This is a genomic window from Mariniflexile ostreae (genome assembly GCF_042427585.1).
GTDB lineage: Bacteria > Bacteroidota > Bacteroidia > Flavobacteriales > Flavobacteriaceae > Pseudalgibacter > Pseudalgibacter ostreae.
The window spans coordinates 15048-40875 of the sequence record NZ_JBHMFC010000010.1; the positions used below are offsets into that span (position 1 = coordinate 15048).

A 25828-nucleotide genomic window follows, 5' to 3' on the forward strand; every position below is an offset into this window, starting at 1 on the left:
CTGCAGCTCACTTTAAAAACAAGACATGGTTCTTACCTGTGGGCTTCGTATATAACAACAATGTTTTCGATATATTCTTTAACCTCTAAAGTAAACCCATCACTATTAAAACTTGTAAGAGCTGCTGCCGTGACGCCTAAACGTTCGCCATTTTGATTAGCGTATCTAATCCCTATGCATTGCTTGTCGTTGGCGTATCGTGATATGTCGTTAATGGAGTTACCACTTCCACCGTTAAAGATAACTTGCTGGGATATATTGTTATCGTATTGTGTCGCGTAACCATTCATAGAGCCAAAAGTATTGTGGTATGTATTGTTATTGTTGTTTTTTCCATTATCTGCATCTATGACATAATCTTCAACATTGGCATAGGCCACAAATTTAATTTGCGAAGGCTTAAACGGCAGGCCAGATATAGTGATAGTCTCAAAATCTGTCACTAAAAACTTCCCCATGTGAACGGTTGATTGTAAGTAGGCTCCTTGATCTGTTCCTGTGGATAGTAAGTTGTTTGGGTTTGCGCTTATTAAAGGGTCGGGATTTAAATAAGACCATATGGGGCTTTCTGAAGTTCCCGAATTGTATTCAAAACGCTTGTTTGTAGTATTAAATAAGAGCAAACTCGTAGCAGGGTTGCTTATGTTATCTCTATCTTCTGTAGTTAAACGTGGAACTAAAATACCTTTATCATTGGCTGTAATATCTAAAATAGAAGTGGGATCGGGACTTGTTGTACCAATGCCAACCTGCGAAAAACTATTAAAAGCATTGAAAAGTAAAATAATAAGATAGATTTTTTTCATTTTTAAAATGGGGTTATAAATAATTTAGGCGTAACTATTTGTACGACAAGCAAACATAAAGATTTACAATTGAATATGAAAACATCAATAAATAAAATAAGGAATATGTATCTTTGCAGGCTTATGAAGAAATCAATACAGGATTTGGTGGATAAAGGCGTTATGTTGCCTTTAATGGAAGAGTTTTATACCATTCAAGGTGAAGGCTTCCATAAAGGTACCGCTGCTTATTTTATCCGAATAGGAGGCTGTGATGTGGGCTGCCATTGGTGTGATGTAAAGGAAAGCTGGAATGCAAATTTACACCCGCCTACAGACATTTCTAAAATAGTTGAAAATGCCAAAACATACAGTAATACGATTGTAATAACGGGAGGAGAACCATTAACTTGGGATATGGGCCCCTTAACAACACAGCTTAAAGCAGAAGGATTACAGATTCATATCGAGACCTCGGGCGCTTATAAGCTAACAGGCATTTGGGATTGGATATGTTTATCACCTAAAAAAATGAAATTGCCAACTCCAGAAGTTTATGAAAAAGCCCATGAGCTTAAAGTGATAATTTTTAATAGAGACGATTTTCGCTTCGCGGAAGCACAAGCGGAACAAGTTAACGGAGATTGTATTTTATATATGCAACCCGAATGGAGCAAACGGGATAAGATGATTCCGGAAATTGTGGATTATGTTATGAAAAATCCAAAATGGAAAGTTTCTCTACAAACACATAAATATTTAAACATTCCTTAAAGGGATACAGCCAAAGCTTTTTTAAGGGCTTAAGTTTTATAAAAATCAATGGTTTTAATCATTGATTTTTTTTTTGCGCTCTTAAAATGTTTTCAATTTATAGCGACTATATCAAGTGTTATCTTTTTAGTCAAATCGATTAGTAATTATTAAAAATTTTGTCAACCCCATCAAAATAATCGATGATATGCGTTTTTTATATGTATATTATTTCTTCTTTTCGCCTGTTTTTCAGGGTGTTATAGCAAAATATTATCACTTCATCTAAAGCGGTATTGTATTTTCATATAGTATGTTAATTCATTTTTTTTTTTTTTGTAATTGAGAGTTATTAGCTTATATTTGGAAAACCAATTTGGTTTACCAATTTAAAACAATATTAAAATGACTAAAAAAACTACTCTTTTCTCAACGTCCTGTTCAAGGATTTTTAAAATCCCCCTTTATGCTATATGCTTTTTTTTAAGCTTAGCGTCCTTAAGTGCCCAAACCACCTACACTTCTTGGTCTAGTTTAAAAGACGCTGTTAATGCCACAACTACAGGAGGTACATTTATACTTAAAAATGGAACTTATAATGATATTTCTGGAACTTTTGAAAACATGGCAACAGAAGCTAACCCAATCATCATCAAAGCAGAAACCATTGGCGGGGTTATATTTACTGGAAAGTCAAATGTTCCTTTTAAAAAATCATCTTATATTACTTTAGAAGGCTTTGTTTTTAATTGCTCAGGGTCTGTAAGTACTCTCGTGAAATTAGAAGGGTGTAATAACATGCGTATTACACGAAATGTGTTTGAACTCGCTCAAACTTCATCTTCAAAATGGGTATATATTGGAGGTGTTTGGGATGATAGAACGGTTCCTTATCAATTTTTAAGCCATCATAACCGTATTGATCATAATGTTTTTCAAAATAAAACAATGCCTGGGCATTACATTACTGTAGATGGTACCGATCAAAAGGTGCAATCTCAGTTCGATAGAATAGATCATAATTATTTTAAAAATAACAGTCCTAGAGCCACCAACGAGCAAGAATCTATACGAATTGGCTGGAGTGATATGTCTTTATCTAGTGGGTATACCACTGTGGAGTTCAATTTGTTTGAAGATTGTGATGGCGATCCAGAAATTGTATCTGTTAAATCTTGTGATAATACTATTAGGCACAATACGTTCTTAAAAAGCTATGGCACATTATCATTACGTCATGGGAATAGAAACCGCGTAGAGGGTAATTACTTTTTTGGTGGGAATAAGCCCGTTGGGATATCTCCAGATGGCGCTTCTCTTTACACAGGTGGTATTCGCATTTATGGTAAAGATCATGTGATTATTAACAACTATATGGAAGGTTTGAATGGTACGCGTTGGGATGCCCCTATAACGTTAACATTAGGGGATGCGATAGATGGAGAAAGTTCTTCTTTAACCAAGCATTTTAGAGCAGAAAATGTGCTTATTGCCTATAATACCTTGGTAAACAACAGCCATGGTATCGAAATTGGCTATGATAATAATAATAGCTATTCTAAAAATTTAGCCAACATCACCATCGCTAATAATTTGATTACAGGTTCTGAAAATGGCTTAGTAGAAATTGTAGATGCCGATAATGATCAAGGTAATAAAATTACTTGGATTAATAATTTAATGCACGCCACGGGTACAGCACAAGTATTATTGGGGGCTACCACAACCTCTTTTGATGCTACGAAAGTAATAAATGAGAATCCTAATTTAGTTTTTGATGCTACTGAAGGAATTTGGAAAACTTCAATAACCACACCGCTTTATCCTAATGCAGTTACACTTGAACCGATTGATTATGATATTGAGGGCCAATTAAGACCGCTTATTAGTAACCCAGGAGCAGATCATTTTAGCACCGAAAGTGTACGGTTTAAACCTTTAACATCTACCGATGTTGGTCCTAATGCTTATGAAGTTGATGAGGAGTTTGAATCGTTATACCTGTCGACACTAACCGAATTTAGTGCTATTGGTGAATCACAAACGGTAACAGTAACCTCAAATGTTGCGTGGACTGTGACTAATGATAGTGATTGGATATCCATTGCCCCCATTGATGGAGCTGATAATGGGACGTTTAATGTGATTACCACTGCAAATACAGCTTTTACTTCGCGTACAGGGGTGGTGACTGTAGTAGGAGGTGCTTTAACGAGAACTCTTACTATAACACAGGCGGCAGCCGATCCAAAAGCTGGTTTAAGCCTGATTAACGATGGTGGTGTAAATGATAAGGTTTCTATAAGCTATGTCTTTGATGAAGAAATAGATGCAACTAAAGGCAAAAATAATATAGCGCCTAATACTTTAGATAAGGATCATGGTACGCAATGGTCGGGCATGAGTCCTGCGGTTGGTTTGCCTGGAGAAATTATATTCGATTTAGGTGGCGCTTTCGATTTACAACTTGTAGATTATGCTACCACAAATGGTAAAACATATTATTTGCAAATCTGGACCTCATCTACAGGAACAGATGTTGCCGACTTTACAAATGCTTTTCCTGGTAGTGGCAATTTAGTTAGTAATGCTGATGCATCCTTTAAGAGTTTTATGTTGCCTTCGGTGGCATCAGGTACTAAGTATGTGAAAATTATAGGTTTTGGGCAAGCGTCTAGTGCGTGGAACACGATTACAGAAATTGAATTTTATGGTACACCAAGCTTATCTGTACCGGATATGGATATTAGGGGTAAAAACGATGTTGTAATACATCCTAACCCAGCACAACAGGTATTATATGTGAGTTCGAAAACCGCAGCTGTTAAAACAGTTATAGTGTATAGTTTTGATGGAAGAAAGGTTTTAGAGCAGTCATTAGCCAATCCATTAAAAGCGGTTGATTTAGATATTTCGTTTTTAGCACAAGGCACATATCTTATAAAGATTATAGATGAATCGCAAGTAAGTCAATCCAAAGTATTTATAGTGGAAAACTAAAATCATTTATCAGTATAAAGAAAGTCGTCTAGAATGTGAATTTTAGACGATTTTTTTTTATTCTAGTGTATGGGGTAGATTTTTTTTGAAATTTGAAAACCATAATAATTGAAGATAGGTGGCGTGACGCCGATACAGAAGCACGAGAAGATGGATTTGGTAGAAATAAATTTTAACCAGACAGATAACATGGTATGCGAGGGAATGGGGTCCATGAAGCATTCAAGATTATGTCGGACTTTACAGAACATATTGATAACACAAAACTTTAAAATCGATTGATAAAAGCACGAACAGACGAAAGCCTTTTCGGAATTTTACAAGGGAAATCGATAACTCGGGTAATTATCGTTAGGAATGGTTTAACTTTAAAAAATTGTGTTATCTTGAGTATGTGAAGCGACAAATGGAACTAATAGATTGAAAATGACCAAGAGAGTAGCTATACTATATTCTACAGTAGACGGACATACCTTTAAGATATGCCAACGAATTGCTCAGCATTTAGAAAACTCGGGATTTAAGGTAGACCTTATGGAAATTTCGTCTTTTACAGATGCTATATCTAAATATTCAAGGGTAATTATTGGGGCTAGTGTTAGATACGGAAAACATAGAAAAGAAGTTACAACGTTTATTGAAAAACACCAGATGGAATTAAATCAAATTAAAACAGGGTTTTTTTCCGTTAATTTAGTGGCAAGAAAACAAGATAAAAATACTTTTTACAGCAATCCTTATGTTGTAAAGTACTTTAAACGGCTAGCCTGGAAACCTAAAGTAATAGATGTTTTTGCGGGACGGTTGGATTATGATGCTTATTCCTTTATAGATAGGTTAATGATTAAGCTGATTATGAAAATGACCAACGGCCCCACAAAATCTAAAAAACCGATTGACTATACAGACTGGCAAAGAGTGAAAGATTTCTCTGATAAAATGAATTTCCATTAAGAAGACACTCAACATAATAAACTGAAGGTAAAGTGTTATTAATCCTGCAAAAATGATATATGTGGCTGTTTGGAAGAATTTCGAGTAATCCATTGAATAAAACTGTACCTGAGACTAAAACTTATATATGATTTATGAGAAACGGTTTCAAAACTATAAATTGGAATGAGAATTTAACGGAAAAAGAAAGCGCTACCATATTAACCAGTGGTTTTGTAGTATTTTTAAAAGTATTAAATAAAGAGGCATTGGTTTACAAAAGAGAAAAGCCTCTCTAAAAACATATTTTAGAGGGCTTTTAAATATAAAAATGAATGATATCGTTTATTTTATAACGAGTAAGGGCATTTTTCTATTTCTTATTAATAAATCGTTAGTAATACCTCCCACAAATAGAGAGGTTATAGTACTTCCGCCTCGAGCCGAAACTACAATAATATCAAAATCGCCCTTTTCAGCATGAAGTTCAATGGCTTCTACCACAGACAGGTCTCTTCTGTCGGTATACTTAAAAGGAACCTGTTCAGATAGTTTGAATTTTTTTCGAAATAGCTTTACTTTTTCCTTTAAATGCAGCTTGGTTTTGTCAATTGCTTTTTCTGTATTAATGTAAGGAAAGAAAAAAGAAGGGATGTTATAGACGTGTAAGGCTTCGGTTTTACCGCCCGACCGCTCTACCAAACTGTTGGCTACTTTAAAGCATTTGGCTGAAGCAGAGCTAAAGTCGGTTGGAACCAAAACGTTTTCCATAATGTGTTTAGCTTCTTCAGGAACTAATAGCACATGGGCATCAAGCATACGAACCAATTTTTGACTTAATGCTCCTGTGCCTTGTAATTCATCCTTATTTCCTGTAATCATTATATCGATCTTGTAGTTTTCAGCAAGATGTGTTAAAATACTTTCGGTATAATCATCGGAAGTAATAAGTACCGTATGTGGAACAGAGGCTGTGTAGTGCTTAGCAACTGTTTTCTCTAAGCTTCGATCCACGATGTCTTCCAAGGTGATACCTTCTTCTAAAAAATCATCATATAAATCATATAATTTATATTTTTTAATATTATGGGTAAAGTATAGGTGCTCAATATTCCACACCTTACAAAGAAAGCTCACATATCCTAAAAGAATGGGATCCATTTCTGTAAGATCCAAAGCAACCATCAGTTTTAAATCATTTTCTAAATTTATTTTCTTTGTCATTTTTTTAACTTAAATATTTTTAAGAATAGGTTATAGGTCGGTTGTATTTCGTTTGTTTTTAGTCTGTTCTTCGGGTTCAATTTTCTTTAGATTTTTCTTTTCCCGTTCTTCATTTACTAGATGGAGAATGTTTTTTCGATAGCTTTCTCTCTCTAAAAGTTTTTCTTTACGCTCCGATTTTTGATAGTCTTCCTTAACGCCCCTAAGCAAAGAAAAACACATCATAATCAATAAAACAGCAAAAGGTAGGCCAGAGATGGTAACGACGGTCTGTAAAGCGTTTAGCCCGCCACCATACATCAAAACAGCTGCAATAAGACCTGTGGCAACGGCCCATATGACTCTTTGGAAGCGTGGGGTTTTTAGTTTTCCGCCAGAAGTAATACTATCAATAACCAAAGCTCCCGAATCGGCAGATGTAATAATAAAACTGCATATAAGAATAACTCCTAATGATTTTAATACTATCGCCAGTGGGAATTTATCAAAAAACACATAAAGCGCTGTTGAAATATTATCATTTACGGCGGCAATCATAGCGGTATCACCTAAAAGAATATCGCGCATGGTGGTGCCTCCAAACGCACTAAACCACAAGAAAGTAACCAACGCGGGTAATATTAACACACAAAGAATAAATTCTTTAATAGTCCTTCCTTTTGAAATACGGGCTATAAAGGTGCCAACAAATGGCGACCAAGAGATCCACCATCCCCAGTACATGATGGTTCGCGTTTTTTGCCAATTGGTACCACGTAAAGATTCCGTCCAGGTAGACATATCTATAAAGTTAACCAGATAGCTCCCGAGATTCTGTATATAAGATTTAAAAATAAAAGTTGTTGGCCCCAAGATTAATACCAGTAAAAATATAGCTGCTGCCACCCTTACGTTAAGCTTGCTTAACATTTGGACCCCTTTATTTACTCCACTAAACGCTGATATTGTGGCTGCTAGTGTTACGCATATTATAATGATAACTTGATAGAACAAAGCGCTGGGAACCCCGAAAACATGAGTAAGTCCCGAGTTAATCTGTCCAACACCAAATCCAATCGTCGTTGCCAAACCGAAAAGTGTGGTTATTACTGCCATGATATCGATTATATCGCCCATCCATCCATAAATTCTATTTCCTAATAAAGGGTAGAATGCTGAACGTAGGGTAAGCGGCATTTTTCTATTAAATGTAAAATAGGCTAAAGAAAGCCCTACTACAGAATAGATTGCCCAGCCATGAATGCCGTGGTGTAAAAATGAAAAGTTAATAGCTTCCTGTGCAATAAGTGCGGGATCTTCTCCTGCAAGGCGTGGCGGATTTAAAAAATCGCGCACAGGATCGGCAATACTAAAAAGCACGAGTCCATTGCCTATTCCAGCACTAAAGAGCATCGCAAACCAAGCCCACAAGCTAAACTCTGGTTTTGCTTTTTCGCCTCCAATACGAATGCCTCCAAACTTTCCAAATGCCATGTATAGGCAAAATATGATAAACAGATTAGCGGCTAAAGTGTAAATCCAACCACCATGTGCAGATACAAAATCTTGAGCAATTGCAAAATAGCGCTCAGCCTCTTTTTCAAATATGAGTGTAAACCCAATGCTAAAAATAACTACCGCAATAGCGGAAAAAAAAACCGTTTTGTTAATTACTAGGCCTAGAAATGTAGAGGTGCTTTCTTTCCGAGTGACTTTAATCGACATATAAAAATTGATTTTTAATAAATGAAAATGACCTTATTTTTCTGTTTAGGAAGATCAAGACAGCTTTAAAAGGTGCTTATAGATATTCGTTTGAAACAGGTTAAATAGAGTAATGGTAATAAAATTTAGAATAAAAAAAAGAACGTTACGAAATATGAATACTGCTACAGGTATGCCAGTTTGGAATTGTAATAAAACGGAACTTTAGAATTTTCATAGTGATATTTAAAAATGTTATAGAGGGATATAATACGATAATTTAATGTGATTTACAAATGTTTTTATTGCCACTAGACGCCAGAACGGGCTCATTGATAAGATCGCCGATGCTAAAGAGTGCGCTCCTAGTATAATATACCTTACTATGGTGAAAAATTATAAACAACATTACTGGCTAAGTAAGCGAGGTAATGCTTTGTATTTTTTATGGGATGAAAACTGTAGGGTTATAAAAACAGAAATTTATTAAAATAGTAATATATTAGATAAAAATTATCAAAATGGCATCCTTTAAAATACATAGATATGTTTTAATCTTGTTTTTTCTATTAAGCAACACATGTTTTGCTGTATCGCCTATTGCGATAGATACTACAGGTTTAGCAAGAGTTAAACAAAAAATCCATGATGGCACAGCTTCAGAACGAACACATGCTGCATATAGGGCACTGCTTTTAAAAGCAGATACGTTTCTTGATATAAAAAATCCAACGGTAATGGCTAAAACCATTGAGCCACCTACCGGGAACAAACACGATTATTTAAGTATTAGTCGGTATTGGTGGCCAAATCCAGAAACGCCTAATGGATTGCCTTGGGTTCGTAAAGACGGTGAGACTAACCCTGAAACACAAACAGACGCAGTAGATAGGAAGCGGTTGGGAACCATGGCTAAAGGAGTTGAAAATTTAAGTCTGGCTTACTATTTTTCAAATGATGAGCGTTATGCAAAAAAGGCATCCAGCATGTTAAAAACATGGTTTCTCGATGAGGATACCCATATGAAACCGCATTTAGAATTTGCACAAAGTGTACCAGGCTATTCAAAAGGAAGGCCTTCTGGTATATTAGATGGAAAATCTATAGCAGAAATAGTACCGAATGCTTTAGTTTTACTTTCAAAATCACCACATTGGACCAAAAACGATACCCTAAAACTAAACAAATGGCTTTCTGATTATATAACTTGGTTAACGGAAAGTACATTAGGTAAAAAAGAAAACAATCAACAAAACAACCATGGTTCTTGGTATAAATTCCAAGTCGCTACTTTAGGGTTTTATTTAGGAAACGAACCCTTGGTTAAAGAGATGGTTACTTTGGCGCAGCAAAGCCTTGAAGAACAGCTGGATTTTGAAGGAAAGCAAACTCATGAACTACAGCGTACCAGGTCTTTTTTTTATAGTTGCTATAACTTAGATGCGTTAACCGGTATTGCTGTGATAGGAGGTCAGGTGGGGATGGATATGTGGCACTACAAAACGGAAGAAGGTAAGAGCTTGGCACTTGCTGTAAAATATCTAACACCTTTTATTAATGGCCAAGCGTGGCCGTACACCGATATTCATGGTGTTGATTTCTCTGGTTTAATCCCTACACTTGTTAGGTTGTCTAAGCATTCAGAATCCAATGAGTTTTTTGGCCTATTGTCTCAAACGATTGCCATACTTGTTGAAGAAGAGAAAAAAACCGGAAATAAAAATGATGTGCTTGAAACCTTAATTTTAAAAGGTGCTATAAATATCTGATTACAAAACAGTGGCATTAAGTACTTGGTGTAAACTATAAAATGTGTTATGGATTTATAAAAAATATGCTATCTAACATAAACGATATATCATGAAAAAAACAATTGTATGGCTTGCTTGTATTTTATTATCATTTGGAATTAAAGCACAAACCGTTATTGGTGCTTGGGAAACATATCACACCTCTAAAGATGGTGAGAAACACAAAAGTGTCATTATTTTTTCTGATGGATATCAAGTTCTCACCACCTATAATGCAATCACGGGTCAGTTCATTCATTCAAAAGGAGGAACATGGATGTTAAAAGGAGGCTCTATAACCGAAACGATAGAGTTTGATACCGATAATTCAGGTCTTGTTGGAAAAGAACTTAGTTTTAAAGTGGCAGTTTCAGATTCAATTTTTGAAAAGGTTGATGAAAAAAAACAGTTTAAAAAGATTGATAATGGCGCCCCTGGGCTATTGCAAGGCGCATGGTTAATGTCTGGCCGAGTTAAGGATGGTGAAACACAATTAAGAGATACCGGTGGGCCAAGAAAAACTATGAAAATTCTGTCTGGAACACGCTTTCAATGGATAGCATATCATACGGGTACCAAACAATTTATGGGTACAGGCGGAGGGACTTATACAACTGTTAATGGCGTATATACCGAAAATATTGAGTTCTTTTCTAAGGACGACTCTAGGGTAGGGGCTCGTTTAAAGTTTAAGTTTGATCTAATTGATGGGCATTGGCACCATTCAGGATTGTCTAGTAAAGGAGATCCTATCCATGAAATATGGCGCATAAGAGAATAGTGTTTTATTTGAAAACAGTATTGAGTAAGCACATTTGCCATTAGGATAATATCTTTTAACACGTGTTTGGTGCGACTCTTTCTTGTTTAACGCTTTTTGGGAGGCGCCTATGCTTTACGAGCTTTAGCCAGTACGCTTCCCTTTGTGTTTTATGCTGAGATAGGTTAATGATATCCTACATAATTCTGGCGGTTACATGTTTGGTTGTTTACAAAAAAGCCATTACTTTTATCCTGTGAAAACCGCAACACTATTTTTGTCTTTATTCATGCTTTTAAAGCCCATAATTCCATTAGTGGAATATGCTGCTTTTTATGATTATATCAAAAATGAACTTTGTATAAATAAAGATGCTCCTAAGTTAGCGTGTAATGGAAAATGCTATTTAAAAAAAGAATTGGCTAAAGCTTCCCATTCTGAAAATGGTAATGAAAAAAAACAGGCATCTTCAGCAGAACATGATATTGTTTTTTTTCAAGACCTCTGTTTTGATACTTTGGTTGCATTTTCACCAGATCGAAACCTGAGCATAAACACATCTTATAATAAAATTTATAAATTCGATTTTATGGATTTTATTTTTCACCCTCCTTTATCTTAAATTTCTTACTAGAATAGTAGCTTCACAGATTGTAGAATTTGGGTTTAATTAAATCGTGTATGATTTGGTTATACTGTGTTGTATGTTTTTTTTAATTGATAAATTTTTTAAAAAAAACAAGAACAGCGCCAGCTAACCTTGTATTGGTCAACTAAAATAAAGGCTTATACTTAATCTTAAAGTTTTCTATTTGTTTTCTTTTAGCAATTGTACCGTTGCTTAATTTGACGCCTTCTTTTGGTTAAAAAAAGAATCGGTCAATTTATACCGTATTGCTAAAGTGTCTATCTTTTTTAACATAATATACCATTAATAATGAACCAAAATATTTTTTTTATAATTGCAATTCTTTTTGCAGTGACGTCTTGTACCGTGGACAAAACCGACTATGAAGCTGAAATAAGTACAGAAGTAACCGAACATTTTGAATTTACCGAAGTACTCTCTATTGATAAAGGGGAGTTTGAGATACGTATCGAAGCCTTGAACGGAACTTTTTATAAAGGTTATAACGACATCCGTTTGAAGATTATAAATACCCAAACAAATGCCATTATAAATGCTTCAGAAGTTACTTTCCTTCCCATAATGACTACTACGACAGGCAATACGGTCTCGTGCCCGCATTCATATAATTTAGAGTATCGTTCAGAAAACTCATATTATTCGGGATATGCTGTATTTGTTAGCGAAAGCAATTCCTCAAGCCATTGGGAACTGTACCTTTCTTTTACTGTAAATAACCAAAAGCATACGGTTACCCAACATGTATCTGTTGCAGAACAGGCTAACAAAAACTTGGGTATGACTATGTTTACAGGACATGATAATGAACAGTATATTATCGCCTTAATAGCACCTCAAAAACCTAAAATTGCAGAAAACGAATTGGTCGCAGGTATTTATAAGTACAACCAAGCTCAAAATGAAAGCGAAACCTTTCCGGATCCTTCACAGTTTTCATATTCCGAAGCAGATGGGTATACCTTACTTTTGGATCCAAGAATGCCGGAACCTTCTATGGGTAATCATTCTTCACTCCATAATCAAGATCTAACACAGCAGAGCGATGGTTTATATTATGGTGTTGTTAATTACACCATGACAGGGAATTGGACCTTGAATTTTATGTTGCAGGACCAAAACGCACAACTTGTTAAAGGGACAGCGGTTTCTACAGATTTCACCCCAGGAATTGAAGGAGAAAAAAGTGAACTTTATATTGATATATTATTTTAATTATGATGAGACCTGTAATATGCATATTTCTTTTTTTAGGACTATTGCTTCAAGCACAAAACATCCCCATTGAAAAAGATAGCATCGAGATTTTAGACGAAGTAAAGCTTACCTTTTATGTGAAAAAGAAAATTGAAACAGACATGAAAATGGCTGTTACCGTAGATGAATTTTTAGCATCTTCAGATAATATAAGTTTTATTAAGAGGGGGGCTTATGCATGGGAACCTCTACTTAACAATATGAGTACAGAGCGCTCTACAGTTACTATTGACGGGATGCATGTTTTTGGGGCATGTACCGATAAAATGGATCCTATTACGTCTTATGTAGAGAGCAATACACTTTCTTCTATTGAAATAAAATCTGGACAGGAGGGCAGTTTACATGGCGCTACAGTAGCAGGAAGCATTGATTTAAAAAGAAAGAGCACGGCATTTGGTTTTTATAAGAAATGGAGTGGCGCGTATCAAACAGGTTTTGAATTTAATAATAATCAATTTTTTAATCTGGGAAACATCTCCTATTCTAGCGATAAATTTGTTGCAGATGCAAGTATGTCTTACCGAAAAGCAACAGATTATAAAGATGGCAATAATGATGAAATAAACCATTCGCAATTTAATAAGTTTAATACCTCTTTAGGTTTGGCTTACAAAACAAGCGACTTGTCTTCTGTAAAAGTAGAAGCCATCTTCGATGAAGCTAGAGATGTGGGATATCCTGCGTTACCTATGGACCTATGGCTTTCACGAGCACTTATTACTTCAGTTTCCTATAAACAATTGTTTGAAAAAGGATTGGTAAGGGCTTGGGATACAAAATTATATTTTAATGCTATAGAACATTATATGGATGATACTACGCGGCCTGAAAATCTGGTTCATATGGATATGCCGGGGTGGAGCACTACCTATGGTTTGGTATCTAAATTAAATTTAAAGAATGAGCGGTTTTCTTCAGAAATACAATGGAATGCTTACAATAATCTATCTCTAGCAGAAATGCGAATGTATCCACAAGACCGCAGCCAAAGAACCATGTTTGCATATAGTTGGCCTTCTGTTACCACAGCTTTTGCTGGACTTTCTGTAAATAATGCTTGGGATGTTTCAAAGCGAAGTCGACTAAATTTTGGTGGCGCTTTAGGAGTGAACTATAACCATTCCAAATATGTGGAATTCAACTGGATTTTTCATCCAGGAGCCACTCAAGAAAAAACCAGGATTTTGCCAAGTTTGCATATGGGATATGAACTGAATAGTAATACTTTTAATTTTTCCTTAGGAACTGGCTACGGCCACAGAGCGCCTTCAGTTTCCGAAGGTTATGGCTATTATATCTATAATAGTTTTGATCGCTACGATTATATAGGCAATCCAAATTTAAAGAATGAAGTGTCTTATGAAGGCAATGCTAGTGCAGGATTTAAAAACAAAAAAGCAAGCATTCAGGCCAAAGTAAATTACTTTTATATTGAACATTATAGTATTGGGAGAATATTAAGTATGGGAAGTCCGATGAATTATCAATCGGTTGGGGTGAAGGGCTATACCTCATTAGATTATGCGACGTTATTTAATTTTTCACTAAACAGCAGTTATACCCTTATGAAGGATCTGCACTGGAAAGGAACGTTAACGTATGCACGAGGAAAAGATGATAATGGAAAAAATTTACCGTTTATTCGTCCGTTTAGCTATCAGACATCTTTGCATTTTGGACTTCAGAAATTTGGTTTTCAAACGTCCTTGCATGGCGATTTAGAACAGCTAGATTATAGTCCAGAGTACGGAGAAAATCAAACGCCTTCTTATACCATTTGGAATCTTTCTGCAGATTATAGATTTCACATAAAAAACAAAAAAACGGTTTTACAAATTGGTACAGAAAACGTGCTAAACGAATATTACAGCACCTATGCCGATTGGGGAAATATCCCGAGAATGGGGCGTAATATATTTACGTCTTTAAAAGTTAATTTCTAACATGGTAAAAAAAGTTTTTAGTGTATGGATGGCGCTTTTGTTCTTATTGACGACGTCTCAACAAGCATTGGTTATGGTGCACTTTAAACTCAATCAGCAATCTATAACGCAAAAATTTTGTGTTAATAAAGAGAATCCAGAACTGCAATGCCACGGAAATTGCCATTTAAAAAAGGAACTTGAAAGCACGAGCCAAAACAATTCCCAAAAAAATATTACCTATAAAATATGCGATTTGGATTTGGTTTCTAGTTTTGAATTTGTACTAGAAATCCCAAAATTTGTAAGGTTCCGAAATGGGATAGCTTATCAAGATCATCAACATTCGGAACCGTATTTGGAGATTTTTGTGCCACCTCCTCTAATACGCCTTATTTAGAAGCCTATTTAATATTAAACATATGTACAATCCGTTTAAAAAAATAAAAATGAAAAATATCAAAAAATATCTTGTATTATCTACTGTTTTATTCGCCGTTATGGCTTGTAGTAGTGATGACGATAACCCTGTTGCTAATAATGTGACTCTAAAATTTAATAATACTTTTAAAAATACAACCATTGTTCTTGGTGATGTCACGTCTAGCTTGGCAACTGTAAATACTTCGGAAGCTGGACAAATACATCATTTTTCTGAACTTAAATATGTAATAAGCCATATTCGTCTTGTAAAAACAGATGGAGTTGAGGTTCCATATAATGTGAACGACCTAGATAAGGGCGCAACGGTAATTGATCAATCAAAACCAGAAACACTCAGTTATCTTATGAGCAATATTCCTGTTGGAGACTATACTCAGATAAAATTTGGTTTGGGGGTTAGGCAAGAGCTAAACACTTTAGATGAGGTTCGTTTTCCGAATTTCTATAGTACAGCGGGTGCAAACGACACAGCAATGCATTGGGAGTGGGGTTCTGGTTATCGTTTTACGAAAATAGAAGGATTTTACGGGGCTGATAATAAAGTGCTCTCTATCCATACAGGTAGTACTGTAGAAGGTGATATAGATGACGAAAGCAGTTACACACAAGGGGTTGATGCCTATAGAAATGTAGTTTTAGACCTTACTACGGCTGCAATGGTTAGTGATAAAGCGCCAATAATTAATATTAAAGCCGATTTTAACAAGCTATTAAGCGGCCAAAGCACCACCATTGAGTTGGGGGAGGGGAATGCTGTTCCTAGTGTTCACACCGCTGCGAATATGGTGATATTTGTGGATAATATAGGTGGAAATGGTTCAACAGATACTTCTGGGATGTTCTCGATTAGCAGTGTAGAAAATTAAATGCGGTATAGAGCCGTTTTAAATTTAAAATTAGGACGGCTCTTTATTAAGGTTTTCTTATAAACAAACACATTTAAATATGGCAAAAACAGCAAGTGTTTTAGCGATTATCTTAGTATTGATGTCTTGTAATAACGACGATTACGAGCCGATGTATCATGATAATCCAGAAGTAATATTAAGCGTTCCTTTGGGGTTTCCAGAACTAAATCCTGCGGTAAATCAAAATAAACCTACTAAGTACGGTATTGAATTGGGTGAAAAGCTGTTTTCCGAAACAAGGTTGAGTGCTAACAATACCATTTCGTGTGCAAGTTGCCATATGCAATCTAGTGCTTTTGCAGATCATAATAAACAAGCTATAGGTATTGAGGGGAGGGTTGGATTGCGAAACGTACCCCCCATACAAAACCTAGCATTCATGTTTTTTTATAATTGGGAAGGCAGTAAACTTCAGTTAGAACAGCAAACATTAGTGCCTATTATTACACATGAAGAAATGGATTCTTCTATTTTAGATGTTATTGGGAAAATTCAAAAGGATCCTTCGTATAAAGAATTATTTATAAAAACCTTCGGAGATGATAAAATGACGCCTGAAAGAATTTTTAAAAGTATTTCACAATATGAATACAGCTTAATTTCTGCTAACAGTAAATACGACAGAGTCATTCGAGGTGAGGGCGAAACTTTTACAGAAAGTGAAGCGCAAGGATATCAAATTTTTAAACAAAAGTGTGCAAGTTGTCACAGTACAGAATTGTTTACCGATCAAAGTTTTAGATCGATTGGTTTTCCTTTAAATCTAGACTCGAATGAAGCTGGACGCGCTAGAGTAACAGGTAATATGACCGATTTTATGAGTTTTCGAGTGCCGTCTTTAAGAAACGTTGAGTACACAGCGCCTTATGGAAGTTTCGGGCAGTTCGCTACTTTAAGGGATCTTTTAGACTATTTAGACAATGGTGTTTTAGAATCTGATAATCTAGACCCGATTTTTAAAGATAATGATAATAGGATAGCGCTTGATATACAGGAGAAAATAGCCCTTATATCTTTTATGAAAACATTGAGTGATAGTGAGTTTATTAAAAAGTAGAACAGACGTTTATGGCAGCTTTATAATGTGTGTTTCGTAAAGACCTTAGGTTTTAAGTGCTCTCTAATTTATAAATCAGTATCCTATAAAAACTAAAGCGTTTCCTTTAACCATTTAAAGAATTCATTTTGCCATACCAAAGCATTTTGGGGCTTAAGTATCCAGTGATTTTCATCAGGAAAATATAATAATTTACTTTTTATGCCTAGCAATTGCGCTGCTTGAAAAGCGCTTAAACCTTGTTCTATAGGAACACGATAATCTTTTCCGCCTTGAATGATTAAAATGGGAGTATCCCAATCTGAAACTTTAGTAATAGGGTTAAACGTGTTATATGTTTTTTGGGCTATTTTATTATTTTTATCCCAATATGGGCCACCAAAATCGTGATTTACAAAGAATAATTCTTCTGTGGTACCATACATACTACGCGTATCGAAAACGCCATCATGGGCGATAAAGGATTTAAAACGCTTATTATGGATGCCCGCTAAATAAAACACAGAATAACCTCCGTAACTAGCGCCAATAGCACCCATGCGATTTTTGTCTACATAGGGTTCTTTGGAAATATCATCAATGGCAGCCAGGTAGTCGTCCATTACTTGTCCGCCCCAATCCTTACTAATAGCTTGGTTCCATGCCGCCCCATGGCCAGGCATCCCCCGGCGGTTAGGCGCCACGACAATATAGCCTTGAGAAGCCATCAATTGGAAATTCCAACGATACGAATAAAACTGGGTTAATGCCGATTGCGGACCGCCTTGAGCATACAATAAAGTTGGGTATGTTTTGGAAGCATCAAAATTAGGAGGTAAAATAACCCAAACCAGCATATCCTTTCCATCTGTAGTCGTTACATAACGTTTTTCAACTTTTGGTAAATCGACACTTTTATATAAATCCTGATTAATATGGGTTAGGGCTTTAAAACGCTTGTTTTTTAAGTTATAACTAAAAATTTCCGCAGCATGGTTTATATCTGTTCGGGTAATGAATAAGGTGTTTTCTTTTTCTGCAATAAGACTAGTGATATCAAATTCACCCTTAGAAAGTTGTTCGACTACGGGAGCGATACGCGTTTTATCTGGATAATTCACTTTAAAAATCTGAATAGTACCATCAACAGGCGCAGTAAAATAAATCTCATGTCCATTTTCGGCCCATAAAAAAGTGTTTACTGTACCATCCCAATTTTCGGTTAGATTCTGCTTAACCCCCTGGTTTAAAACAACAATATCATTTTTGTCGCTTTCATAGCCATCGGTTTTCATTTGTAACCATGCCATGGCGCCTTTAGATGAAAACGCTGGATGGGTATCGTAACCAGCATTGTTCGCCGTTATGTTTTCTGTGGTTTTGGTCTCCAGGCTATATTTGTAAATATCAGTATTGGTACTGGTTGCGTATGCTTTGCCTTTCCGTTTTTTGCTTACGTAGTAAATGCTTTTACTATCTGGCGACCAAACATAATCTTCATCGCCACCAAAGGGACGCTGAGGTGTATGGTAAGGAGCATTTGGCATAACATCTATACCTAACTCATCCTTTGTTCCCACTTCTTTATAGCATAAGTGATTGTAGCTTCCATCATGCCAAGTATCCCAATGGCGATAGTCTAAATCTGAAAAAATATACACCTCACTTTTTTCTAAGTCTTTATATACATCTTTCCCTTTAATATCTTCAATATGAACCGTTTTGTGAAACAATTTATATTTCCCATCGGGGGAAATGTTCTTATCGGGAATGATAACCGCATCTTTTTCAACTTCTACGAGTGTACCACCTTCAATAGGTGTTTTGTAATATTTGGAGTCGAAATTATTGGCTACCATATTAGGTGTTTTTACTTCAAAAAACAGATAAGAACCATCTTTGTCTAGCCCCATTACGCTTAAACGTTGTACTTTCCAAAGGAGTTCGGGGGTTATTAATTGTTGTGCGAACATGAGATTACTCATTAATATTACATTTATAATTAGGAGTGCCTTTTTCATAAGAGGTGTATTTGATGTTTGGAATCATGTATTGTGAAGTCTTTTTTGATGTATGGGTTGCTGTTTTATATGAAAATCCATGTTTTTTAAAAGAGATTTTAAATGGCGGATAGTTTATAAAAAAAAAGCCTAAAAATCATAGATTTTTAGGCTTTTAATAGTCGGGGTGGCAGGATTCGAACCTGCGACCTCCGCGTCCCAAACGCGGCGCGATAACCGGGCTACGCTACACCCCGAAGTGGTTATCTGTTTTGGGAAATAAAAGACCTCCAAAACTGTGTGCAAATATAATTTTTTTTATACGATACCCCAACTTATATTTTGATTAATTTTTAAAAAATCTATATTTAAGCTTTATTAGATTTTAAAACGATTAAAAAGAGTGCGATTTTATTAATTAACAGCATAACATAACTACTTCATTTTGAAAACCATATTTTTTATCATCTATTTTTTTATAGGTCTATTGTATTCTCAGGCTCAACCATTTGTCTCCGGGAAAGTTATAGATAGCGAGAACGGTGCGTCAATTGCTAACGTGTCCATTAAAAAGATACAGGACAGTACGTTTCTAATTTCAGATAGCAATGGGAAGTTTAAAGCATATGGATTCGGGATTTATCGATTTTCAAAAATGGGATATAAAGAAAAGGAAGTCCGAATTTCAGATTCTAGCTTTATAAGGGTTCAGCTTCATTTAAATCCTTCGCAGTTAAATGAAGTTATTGTGAGTACAAACCATCTGCCGCAACAGCTAAAATATGCAAATACGACTATTGATATTGTTTCTTCAAAAGACATAGAACGTGGTAACAGTATTAATGTCGTTGATATTATAAATAGAGTGCCCAGTGTTTTTATGCAATCTGGGGCGTTAAACACCAATAAAATAGCCATTAGAGGGATTGGTTCCCGAAACTTATATGGAACGTCAAAAATTAGAGCGTATTTTCAAGATATTCCACTAACCTCGGGTAATGGGGAAACCACTATTGAAGATTTTGAGTTGGCTTCTATCTCGCGGTTCGAAATAATTAAAGGCGCCGGGTCTAGTATTTACGGTGCGGGTTTAGGAGGCACCATACATATAAGGCCTCAACGTGCATATGTAAATCAAACGGCCATACAAAGTGATTTGTCTATGGGGTCTTTCGGGTTAATGAAGGGGGTTTTAAATGTAAATCACGGCTCTGTAAAGCATAGTTTTAGAGCCGTTTATAGTAATACACATAGCGATGGCTACAGAGATAATAATACATACGACCGACAAAGTTTTACGATAAATACCAATCATTTTCTGAATGATAAAAATGAGATTACCGTGTTGGCCAGTTATGTAGGTTTAAAGGGGTTTATACCCAGTTCTATTAATGAAAACGCTTATCTAAACACGCCTAAGTCGGCTGCATTTACCTGGGCGCAGTCTAAAGGCTATGAGGACGCACAACGTGGTGTTTTAGGTTTTTCCTGGAACCATGAATTCAATAACAGTCTTAAGCAAGCAACCAGTGTTTTCACATCGTTTAAAGATGCTTATGAACCCAGACCTTTTGATATCCTTACCGAAAACACAGTAGCAGCTGGGATTAGAAGCCGTCTGTTAGGCGTTAAGGATAAGCTACATTGGACACTTGGTGGCGAGTTTTTTAAAGATGTTTACAAATCGAGGAATTTTGAGAACCTGTACCAAAACTATCCTTTAGGTACGGGTAGTGTTGAAGGGGATAAATTTTCAGACTTAAAAGAAAACCGAAGCTATTACAACTTGTTTTTTGAAGTAAATTATCAGTCTTCAGAAAAAACCACATGGTCTTTGGGGTTGAATTTTAATAAAACGTCTTATGATTTGTATGACAGGGTTTTAATAGATGCTAAGCCAGACCAGTCTGGGGCTTATGATTTTAAAGCCATGCTATCACCAAAATTCGGAATATCTCACGTGTTTACCAAAAACATAAGTATTTACTCTAATATAAGCCATGGGTTTTCACCTCCAACAACTGCCGAAACCTTGTTGCCCGATGGTTTAATTAATACGGATATAAAACCAGAAACAGGTTGGAACTTTGAAGTGGGTACCCGAGCAACCTTTATTGATAATCGCCTACAACTTAACGTAGCTTTGTATAAGTTGGCCATTCGAAATCTTTTGGTGGCACGAAGAGTGGGCAACGATCAATTTATTGGAGTTAATGCAGGAAAAACTGCGCATAACGGTTTAGAACTTGTTTTAAAGCACCAATGGTTACAAAAAGAGGCGGTGGTATTAAACCATTATATGGCTTACACACTCAACGATTTTAAGTTTAAAGACTTTATCGACGATGGAACTAATTTTTCTGGTAATAAACTAACGGGGGTTCCTGCAAGTGTATTGCATACAGGGCTGGATTTGGATACAGCTCTAGGGGTTTATGCAACCATTAACTATCAATATGTTGGGCGTATGCCTATAACAGACAGCAATTCGCTTTTTACTAGTGCCTATAATTTAACAAATTTAAAGTTAGGATATAAACAGAGCATTAACAAAAATCTAAAATTAAATGCTTATTTTGGTTTGGATAATTTGTTTAACGAGCAGTATGCGTCTCAAATTCTTATTAATGCAACAGGTTTTGGAGGAACTGCTCCTAGGTATTATTATCCTGGAAACCCAACAAATTATTACACAGGAATTAATATAAGTTATATGTTTTAACTAATTTTATAAAAAAAACCATGAAACATCTTCATTTTGTATTGATTTTAATATCGTGTTATGCCTGCGCACAACAGGCAGAATCTGAAATAAAAGCAGAAACGCCACAAGTGGAAACGTATACCACGGAACTTGTTATTTCAGAATTAAATATTCCATGGGGTATGGCATTTCTTCCAGACGGGAGCATGTTGGTTACCGAAAAAGCAGGCGAGCTGATTCATTTTAAGAATGGAGAAAAAAAACGAATTGAAGGGCTTCCTGAAATTTATGTACGGGGTCAAGGAGGTTTAATGGACATTCATTTGCATCCAGACTACGAAACAAATGGATGGATCTATATGTCTTACGCTGCTGCGGAAGGGGAAGGTGATGGGGGCAATACGACCCTCATGCGAGCCAAGCTAAAAGATAATAAATTGGTAGAAAAGCAACAGTTGTATAAAGCCAGCCCAAATTCTAAAAAGGGACAGCATTTCGGTTCGCGTATAGCGTTTGATAATGATGGTTACCTATATTTTTCTATTGGCGATCGCGGCGATCGAGACTTAAACCCCCAAGATATTACCCGAGATTGTGGTAAGATTTACAGGTTGCATGACGACGGAACAATCCCAGTGGATAATCCTTTTGTACATTCAGAGCATGCTAAAAAGGCTATTTATAGTTACGGACACCGAAATCCGCAAGGTTTAGTGAAAAATCCCGAAACAGGAGCGATTTGGTCTCACGAACACGGCCCACAAGGGGGAGACGAAATTAATATCATCCAGAAAGGAAAAAACTACGGATGGCCTGTTATATCTTACGGTATAAATTATAGCGGAACCTCTTTTACAGATATTACAGAAAAAAAAGGCATGGAGCAACCTGTTTTCTATTGGGTACCTTCTATAGCTCCAAGTGGCATGGCATTTGTAAGTTCCGATAAATACCCCGAATGGAGTGGTAGCTTATTAGTGGGGGCACTTAAATTTCAATATTTAGAACGTCTTGTTTTAGAAAAAGGAAAAGTTGTTAAACGGGAAAAACTAATGGAAAAAGCAGGTCGTATAAGGAATGTGGTTCAGGCTCCAGATGGTTATATTTATGTAGCGGTTGAGGGTAAGGGCATCGTTAAAATTATACCTAAAAATTAAAAAAAAACAGTAAACATGAAATTACTTTTGCTAACACTTGTTGTTTCCTTTTCATTTATAAATGCAAGCTATTCTCAAGAAAATGCTTTAGCATCAAGTCTTGCAAGGGGAGAGGAGATTTATGTCGATTTTTGTGTAACATGCCACTTGCCAAATGGAAAAGGGGTCGCAGAAATATACCCGCCATTAGCACAATCAGATTATCTTATCAAAAACAGAAAGGCTAGTATTAAGGCTATTAAGTATGGTTTAAGTGGAGACATTATTGTTAACGGCAAACCATACAATGGCACTATGGCACCTTTGGGGTTAAGCGATGATGAAGTGGCAGATGTTATGAATTATATCACTAACAGTTGGGGCAATAAAAATACAAAAATGATTACAGAAAACGAGGTTTCGGAAATTGAAAAATAAGAAGTATCGCAAGCTTAAAGCCTGACATTTTGATTAACTTTGCAAGCTGTTGATCAATAAACAATAATCATGCTTATTATAGGGATTGCTGGAGGCACGGGGTGTGGTAAAACCACCGTTGTAAATCACATTATGGACGAATTGCCCAATGGAGAAGTAGGACTTATTTCTCAAGATTCTTATTATAATGATTTGTCTTATTTAAGTTTAGACGCACGATCTGAAATGAATTTCGATCATCCCGATGCCATTGATTTTAAATTACTGGTCAAGCATTTAAAAGATTTAAAGAAAGGCAAATCGATAGGGCAACCGATGTATGATTTTGTTGCACACAATAGAACAGATAAAACCCTTTTAACGCATCCTAAAAAAGTAATGCTTGTTGAAGGAATTTTAATATTGACCCATCCCGAATTAAGGGATATGTTTGATATCAAATTATTTGTAGATACTGATAGCGACGAGCGTTTAATCCGCCGCTTAAAACGCGATATATCCGATCGGGGTAGAAACTTAGACGATGTGTTAACCCGTTATCAAAGCACTTTAAAGCCTATGCACGATCAATTTATTGCGCCTACTAAAGTATTTGCAGATATGATTGTCCCTAATAATAAATATAATATGGTGGCGATAGACATTATTCGGAATATTATAACTCAAAAACTATAAATGGCTCCAGTTTTTAATAAAAAAAAGATTTTTAAACCCTTTAAAAATGTGTTTGTCCTTATGCTGACATTGTTTGTGATTTGGATGTTGTTTTTCGATGCTAATTCCTGGCTTATCCATCACGAGCTGAACAACAATATAGAGGCCCTGAACAATGAGAAGACTTATTATGAAAAAGAAATAGAAAAGGATAAGAAAGCACTTAAAAAATTAACGACAGAAGAAGGCTTGGAAAAATTTGCCCGAGAGTATTATTATATGAAACGGGAAAATGAAGAAATTTTTATTATTGAATACGAAGACAGTATTAATCTAAACAAATAATGGATAATTCCCTTTTTGATGCTTTTGATGCGGTTTCTGGAAAACAATGGAAACAAAAAATACAGTTCGACTTAAAGGGGGCCGACTATAACAGCACGCTCATTTGGGAAAGTCATGAGGGAATTGCTGTAAAACCATTTTATACTGCGGAGGACCTTAATGCGCAATCAAGTACGTGCTACTCTAAAAGAACGGGATGGAACGTTTGTCAACCCATATATGTGGCCGATGCTGCTAGATCTAATAAAAAAGCCTTAATTAGCATAGAAAAAGGGGCCGATAGCATTTTATTTATACTGCCTTCCGAAAGTATTTCAATAGAAGACCTTTTGATAGGGATAGATTTAAACACGAGTTCTGTATATTTCGAACTGCAATTTTTATCTTATGAATATGTTCAAAAGATAATGACTTATCAACACGGGCACGGGGTGAAAACGGGCTCTCATAACATCCATATTTCAACAGATATTATTGGGCATCTTTCAAAAAATGGTAATTGGTTCAATACTTTAAATGATGACTTTCAGGTGTTTGTAGCTATTGTTCAAGCTACCAAGAGTTTTAATGTTAATATGGCGCTTTATCAAAATGCGGGAGCTAATATGGTGCAACAATTGGCCTATGCTCTGGCGCATGCCAATGAGTATTTGAATGTTCTTGATAAAAAGCTTAGTGCACAAGATTCAAAACACCAGATATCTTGCACATTTCATGTGGCCGTAGGAACAAACTATTTTTTTGAAATTGCTAAATTAAGAGCATTGCGTTTGCTTTGGAATACCTTAGCCTCAGAATACCATATAGATACGGTTTGTCATATGATAGCGACTCCAACCAAACGAAACAAAACACTGTATGACTATAATACCAATTTGCTTCGCACGACAACCGAGTGTATGAGCGCTGTGGTTGGAGGGGCAGATACGATTATTAACTTAGCTTTTGATAGTGTGTATCATAAAACCAATGAGTTTTCAGAGCGTATTGCACGAAACCAATTGCTTATTTTAAAACATGAAAGCCATTTTGATAAAGTGGATAATCCTGCAGATGGGGCTTATTATATAGAAACCTTAACCCAGCAATTGGCAGAGAAAGCACTTTTGTTATTTAAAGAAATAGAATTAAGTGGAGGGTTTCTAAAGCAATTGAAAGTAGGGACCATTCAAAGAAAGATAAAAGAAAGTGCAGCTAAAGAGCAAAAACAGTTTGATGAAGGAGAAGAGGTTTTAGTGGGAAGCAATAAATACATAAACCCAACAGATGTTATGAAAGCTAAAATAGAACTGTATCCATTTGTGAAAATAAAATCAAGGAAAACCTTAATAGAGCCTATTATAGAAAACCGGTTGTCGGAAACTTTAGAGCAAAAACGATTAAAAAAGGAAGCTTAAAATAAGTAGG

22 protein-coding genes and 1 tRNA gene are annotated in these 25828 nt (G+C 35.8%); 18 read left to right on the forward strand and 5 right to left on the reverse strand.

Annotation, left to right across the window (positions count from 1 at the left end; translation table 11 throughout):
- Positions 1-32: 32 nt before the first annotated feature.
- Positions 33-806: a phage tail-like protein gene (locus ACFFU9_RS03440; protein ID WP_379859975.1), complete on the reverse strand. Its 774-nt coding sequence runs from the start codon at positions 804-806 to the stop codon at positions 33-35.
- A 123-nt stretch (positions 807-929) separates the two neighbouring features.
- Between ACFFU9_RS03440 and ACFFU9_RS03445 the strand changes: the two genes are divergently transcribed.
- The 4 genes from ACFFU9_RS03445 (at position 930) to ACFFU9_RS03460 (ending at position 5770) form a co-directional block, all read left to right on the forward strand.
- Positions 930-1559, forward strand: coding sequence for a 7-carboxy-7-deazaguanine synthase QueE (locus ACFFU9_RS03445; RefSeq protein WP_379859976.1), 630 nt, complete (start codon positions 930-932; stop codon positions 1557-1559).
- 384 nt (positions 1560-1943) lie between these two features.
- Positions 1944-4538, forward strand: coding sequence for a chondroitinase-B domain-containing protein (locus tag ACFFU9_RS03450; RefSeq protein WP_379859977.1), 2595 nt, complete (start codon positions 1944-1946; stop codon positions 4536-4538).
- A 426-nt stretch (positions 4539-4964) separates the two neighbouring features.
- Positions 4965-5492 (forward strand): menaquinone-dependent protoporphyrinogen IX dehydrogenase, encoded by a 528-nt coding sequence (gene hemG, locus ACFFU9_RS03455; protein ID WP_379859978.1) that lies wholly within the window; start codon positions 4965-4967, stop codon positions 5490-5492.
- Positions 5493-5626: 134 nt separating this feature from the next.
- A complete protein-coding gene (locus tag ACFFU9_RS03460) occupies positions 5627-5770 on the forward strand; it encodes a hypothetical protein (protein WP_379859979.1) in 144 nt (47 codons plus the stop codon).
- Between the two features lie 46 nt (positions 5771-5816).
- On the opposite strand, the gene ACFFU9_RS03465 is transcribed toward ACFFU9_RS03460, so the two are convergent.
- Both ACFFU9_RS03465 and ACFFU9_RS03470 read right to left on the reverse strand, forming a co-directional pair.
- Positions 5817-6695 (reverse strand): universal stress protein, encoded by an 879-nt coding sequence (locus tag ACFFU9_RS03465; RefSeq protein ID WP_379859980.1) that lies wholly within the window; start codon positions 6693-6695, stop codon positions 5817-5819.
- A 30-nt stretch (positions 6696-6725) separates the two neighbouring features.
- Positions 6726-8399, reverse strand: coding sequence for a BCCT family transporter (locus ACFFU9_RS03470; protein WP_379859981.1), 1674 nt, complete (start codon positions 8397-8399; stop codon positions 6726-6728).
- Positions 8400-8899: 500 nt separating this feature from the next.
- On the opposite strand from ACFFU9_RS03470, the gene ACFFU9_RS03475 reads away from it, so the two are divergent.
- The 8 genes from ACFFU9_RS03475 to ACFFU9_RS03510 all read left to right on the forward strand — a co-directional run bounded on the left by ACFFU9_RS03475 (position 8900) and on the right by ACFFU9_RS03510 (position 17165).
- Positions 8900-10147, forward strand: a complete 1248-nt coding sequence (locus ACFFU9_RS03475; RefSeq protein ID WP_379859982.1) for an alginate lyase family protein — start codon at positions 8900-8902, stop codon at positions 10145-10147.
- A gap of 91 nt (positions 10148-10238) precedes the next feature.
- Positions 10239-10949 (forward strand): DUF4488 domain-containing protein, encoded by a 711-nt coding sequence (locus ACFFU9_RS03480; RefSeq protein ID WP_379859983.1) that lies wholly within the window; start codon positions 10239-10241, stop codon positions 10947-10949.
- Between the two features lie 235 nt (positions 10950-11184).
- Positions 11185-11550, forward strand: coding sequence for a hypothetical protein (locus tag ACFFU9_RS03485; RefSeq protein WP_379859984.1), 366 nt, complete (start codon positions 11185-11187; stop codon positions 11548-11550).
- 315 nt (positions 11551-11865) lie between these two features.
- Complete coding sequence (locus tag ACFFU9_RS03490) at positions 11866-12789, forward strand: hypothetical protein (RefSeq protein WP_379859985.1); 924 nt, start codon at positions 11866-11868, stop codon at positions 12787-12789.
- 5 nt (positions 12790-12794) lie between these two features.
- On the forward strand, positions 12795-14777 hold the full coding sequence (locus tag ACFFU9_RS03495; RefSeq protein ID WP_379860111.1) for a TonB-dependent receptor plug domain-containing protein: 1983 nt from the start codon (positions 12795-12797) through the stop codon (positions 14775-14777).
- Between the two features lies 1 nt (position 14778).
- On the forward strand, positions 14779-15156 hold the full coding sequence (locus tag ACFFU9_RS03500; RefSeq protein WP_379859986.1) for a hypothetical protein: 378 nt from the start codon (positions 14779-14781) through the stop codon (positions 15154-15156).
- Positions 15157-15205: 49 nt separating this feature from the next.
- Positions 15206-16066, forward strand: coding sequence for an MbnP family protein (locus ACFFU9_RS03505; protein WP_379859987.1), 861 nt, complete (start codon positions 15206-15208; stop codon positions 16064-16066).
- 79 nt (positions 16067-16145) lie between these two features.
- Positions 16146-17165 carry a cytochrome-c peroxidase gene (locus ACFFU9_RS03510; RefSeq protein ID WP_379859988.1) on the forward strand — a complete coding sequence of 340 codons (1020 nt, stop codon included), beginning with the start codon at positions 16146-16148 and terminating at the stop codon, positions 17163-17165.
- 92 nt (positions 17166-17257) lie between these two features.
- Here the strand turns inward: ACFFU9_RS03510 and ACFFU9_RS03515 are convergent, their stop codons facing one another.
- Positions 17258-19129, reverse strand: a complete 1872-nt coding sequence (locus tag ACFFU9_RS03515) for a S9 family peptidase (RefSeq protein ID WP_379859989.1) — start codon at positions 19127-19129, stop codon at positions 17258-17260.
- Between the two features lie 197 nt (positions 19130-19326).
- Positions 19327-19401 (reverse strand) — tRNA-Pro (locus ACFFU9_RS03520).
- Positions 19402-19589: 188 nt separating this feature from the next.
- Here ACFFU9_RS03520 and ACFFU9_RS03525 point away from each other — a divergent pair.
- From ACFFU9_RS03525 to ACFFU9_RS03550, 6 genes are all read left to right on the forward strand, one after another.
- Positions 19590-21866: a TonB-dependent receptor gene (locus ACFFU9_RS03525; RefSeq protein ID WP_379859990.1), complete on the forward strand. Its 2277-nt coding sequence runs from the start codon at positions 19590-19592 to the stop codon at positions 21864-21866.
- Between the two features lie 20 nt (positions 21867-21886).
- Positions 21887-23005 carry a PQQ-dependent sugar dehydrogenase gene (locus tag ACFFU9_RS03530; protein ID WP_379859991.1) on the forward strand — a complete coding sequence of 373 codons (1119 nt, stop codon included), beginning with the start codon at positions 21887-21889 and terminating at the stop codon, positions 23003-23005.
- Between the two features lie 15 nt (positions 23006-23020).
- A complete protein-coding gene (locus ACFFU9_RS03535) occupies positions 23021-23422 on the forward strand; it encodes a c-type cytochrome (protein WP_379859992.1) in 402 nt (133 codons plus the stop codon).
- Between the two features lie 69 nt (positions 23423-23491).
- Complete coding sequence (gene udk, locus ACFFU9_RS03540; RefSeq protein ID WP_379859993.1) at positions 23492-24097, forward strand: uridine kinase; 606 nt, start codon at positions 23492-23494, stop codon at positions 24095-24097.
- Positions 24098-24157: 60 nt separating this feature from the next.
- Complete coding sequence (locus ACFFU9_RS03545) at positions 24158-24421, forward strand: FtsB family cell division protein (RefSeq protein ID WP_379859994.1); 264 nt, start codon at positions 24158-24160, stop codon at positions 24419-24421.
- The gene (locus tag ACFFU9_RS03550) at positions 24421-25818 is read left to right on the forward strand and encodes a methylmalonyl-CoA mutase subunit beta (RefSeq protein ID WP_379859995.1); all 1398 of its coding nucleotides are present in this window, start codon (positions 24421-24423) and stop codon (positions 25816-25818) included. The genes ACFFU9_RS03545 and ACFFU9_RS03550 overlap by 1 nt, the downstream gene beginning before the upstream one ends.
- Positions 25819-25828 lie beyond the last annotated feature (10 nt).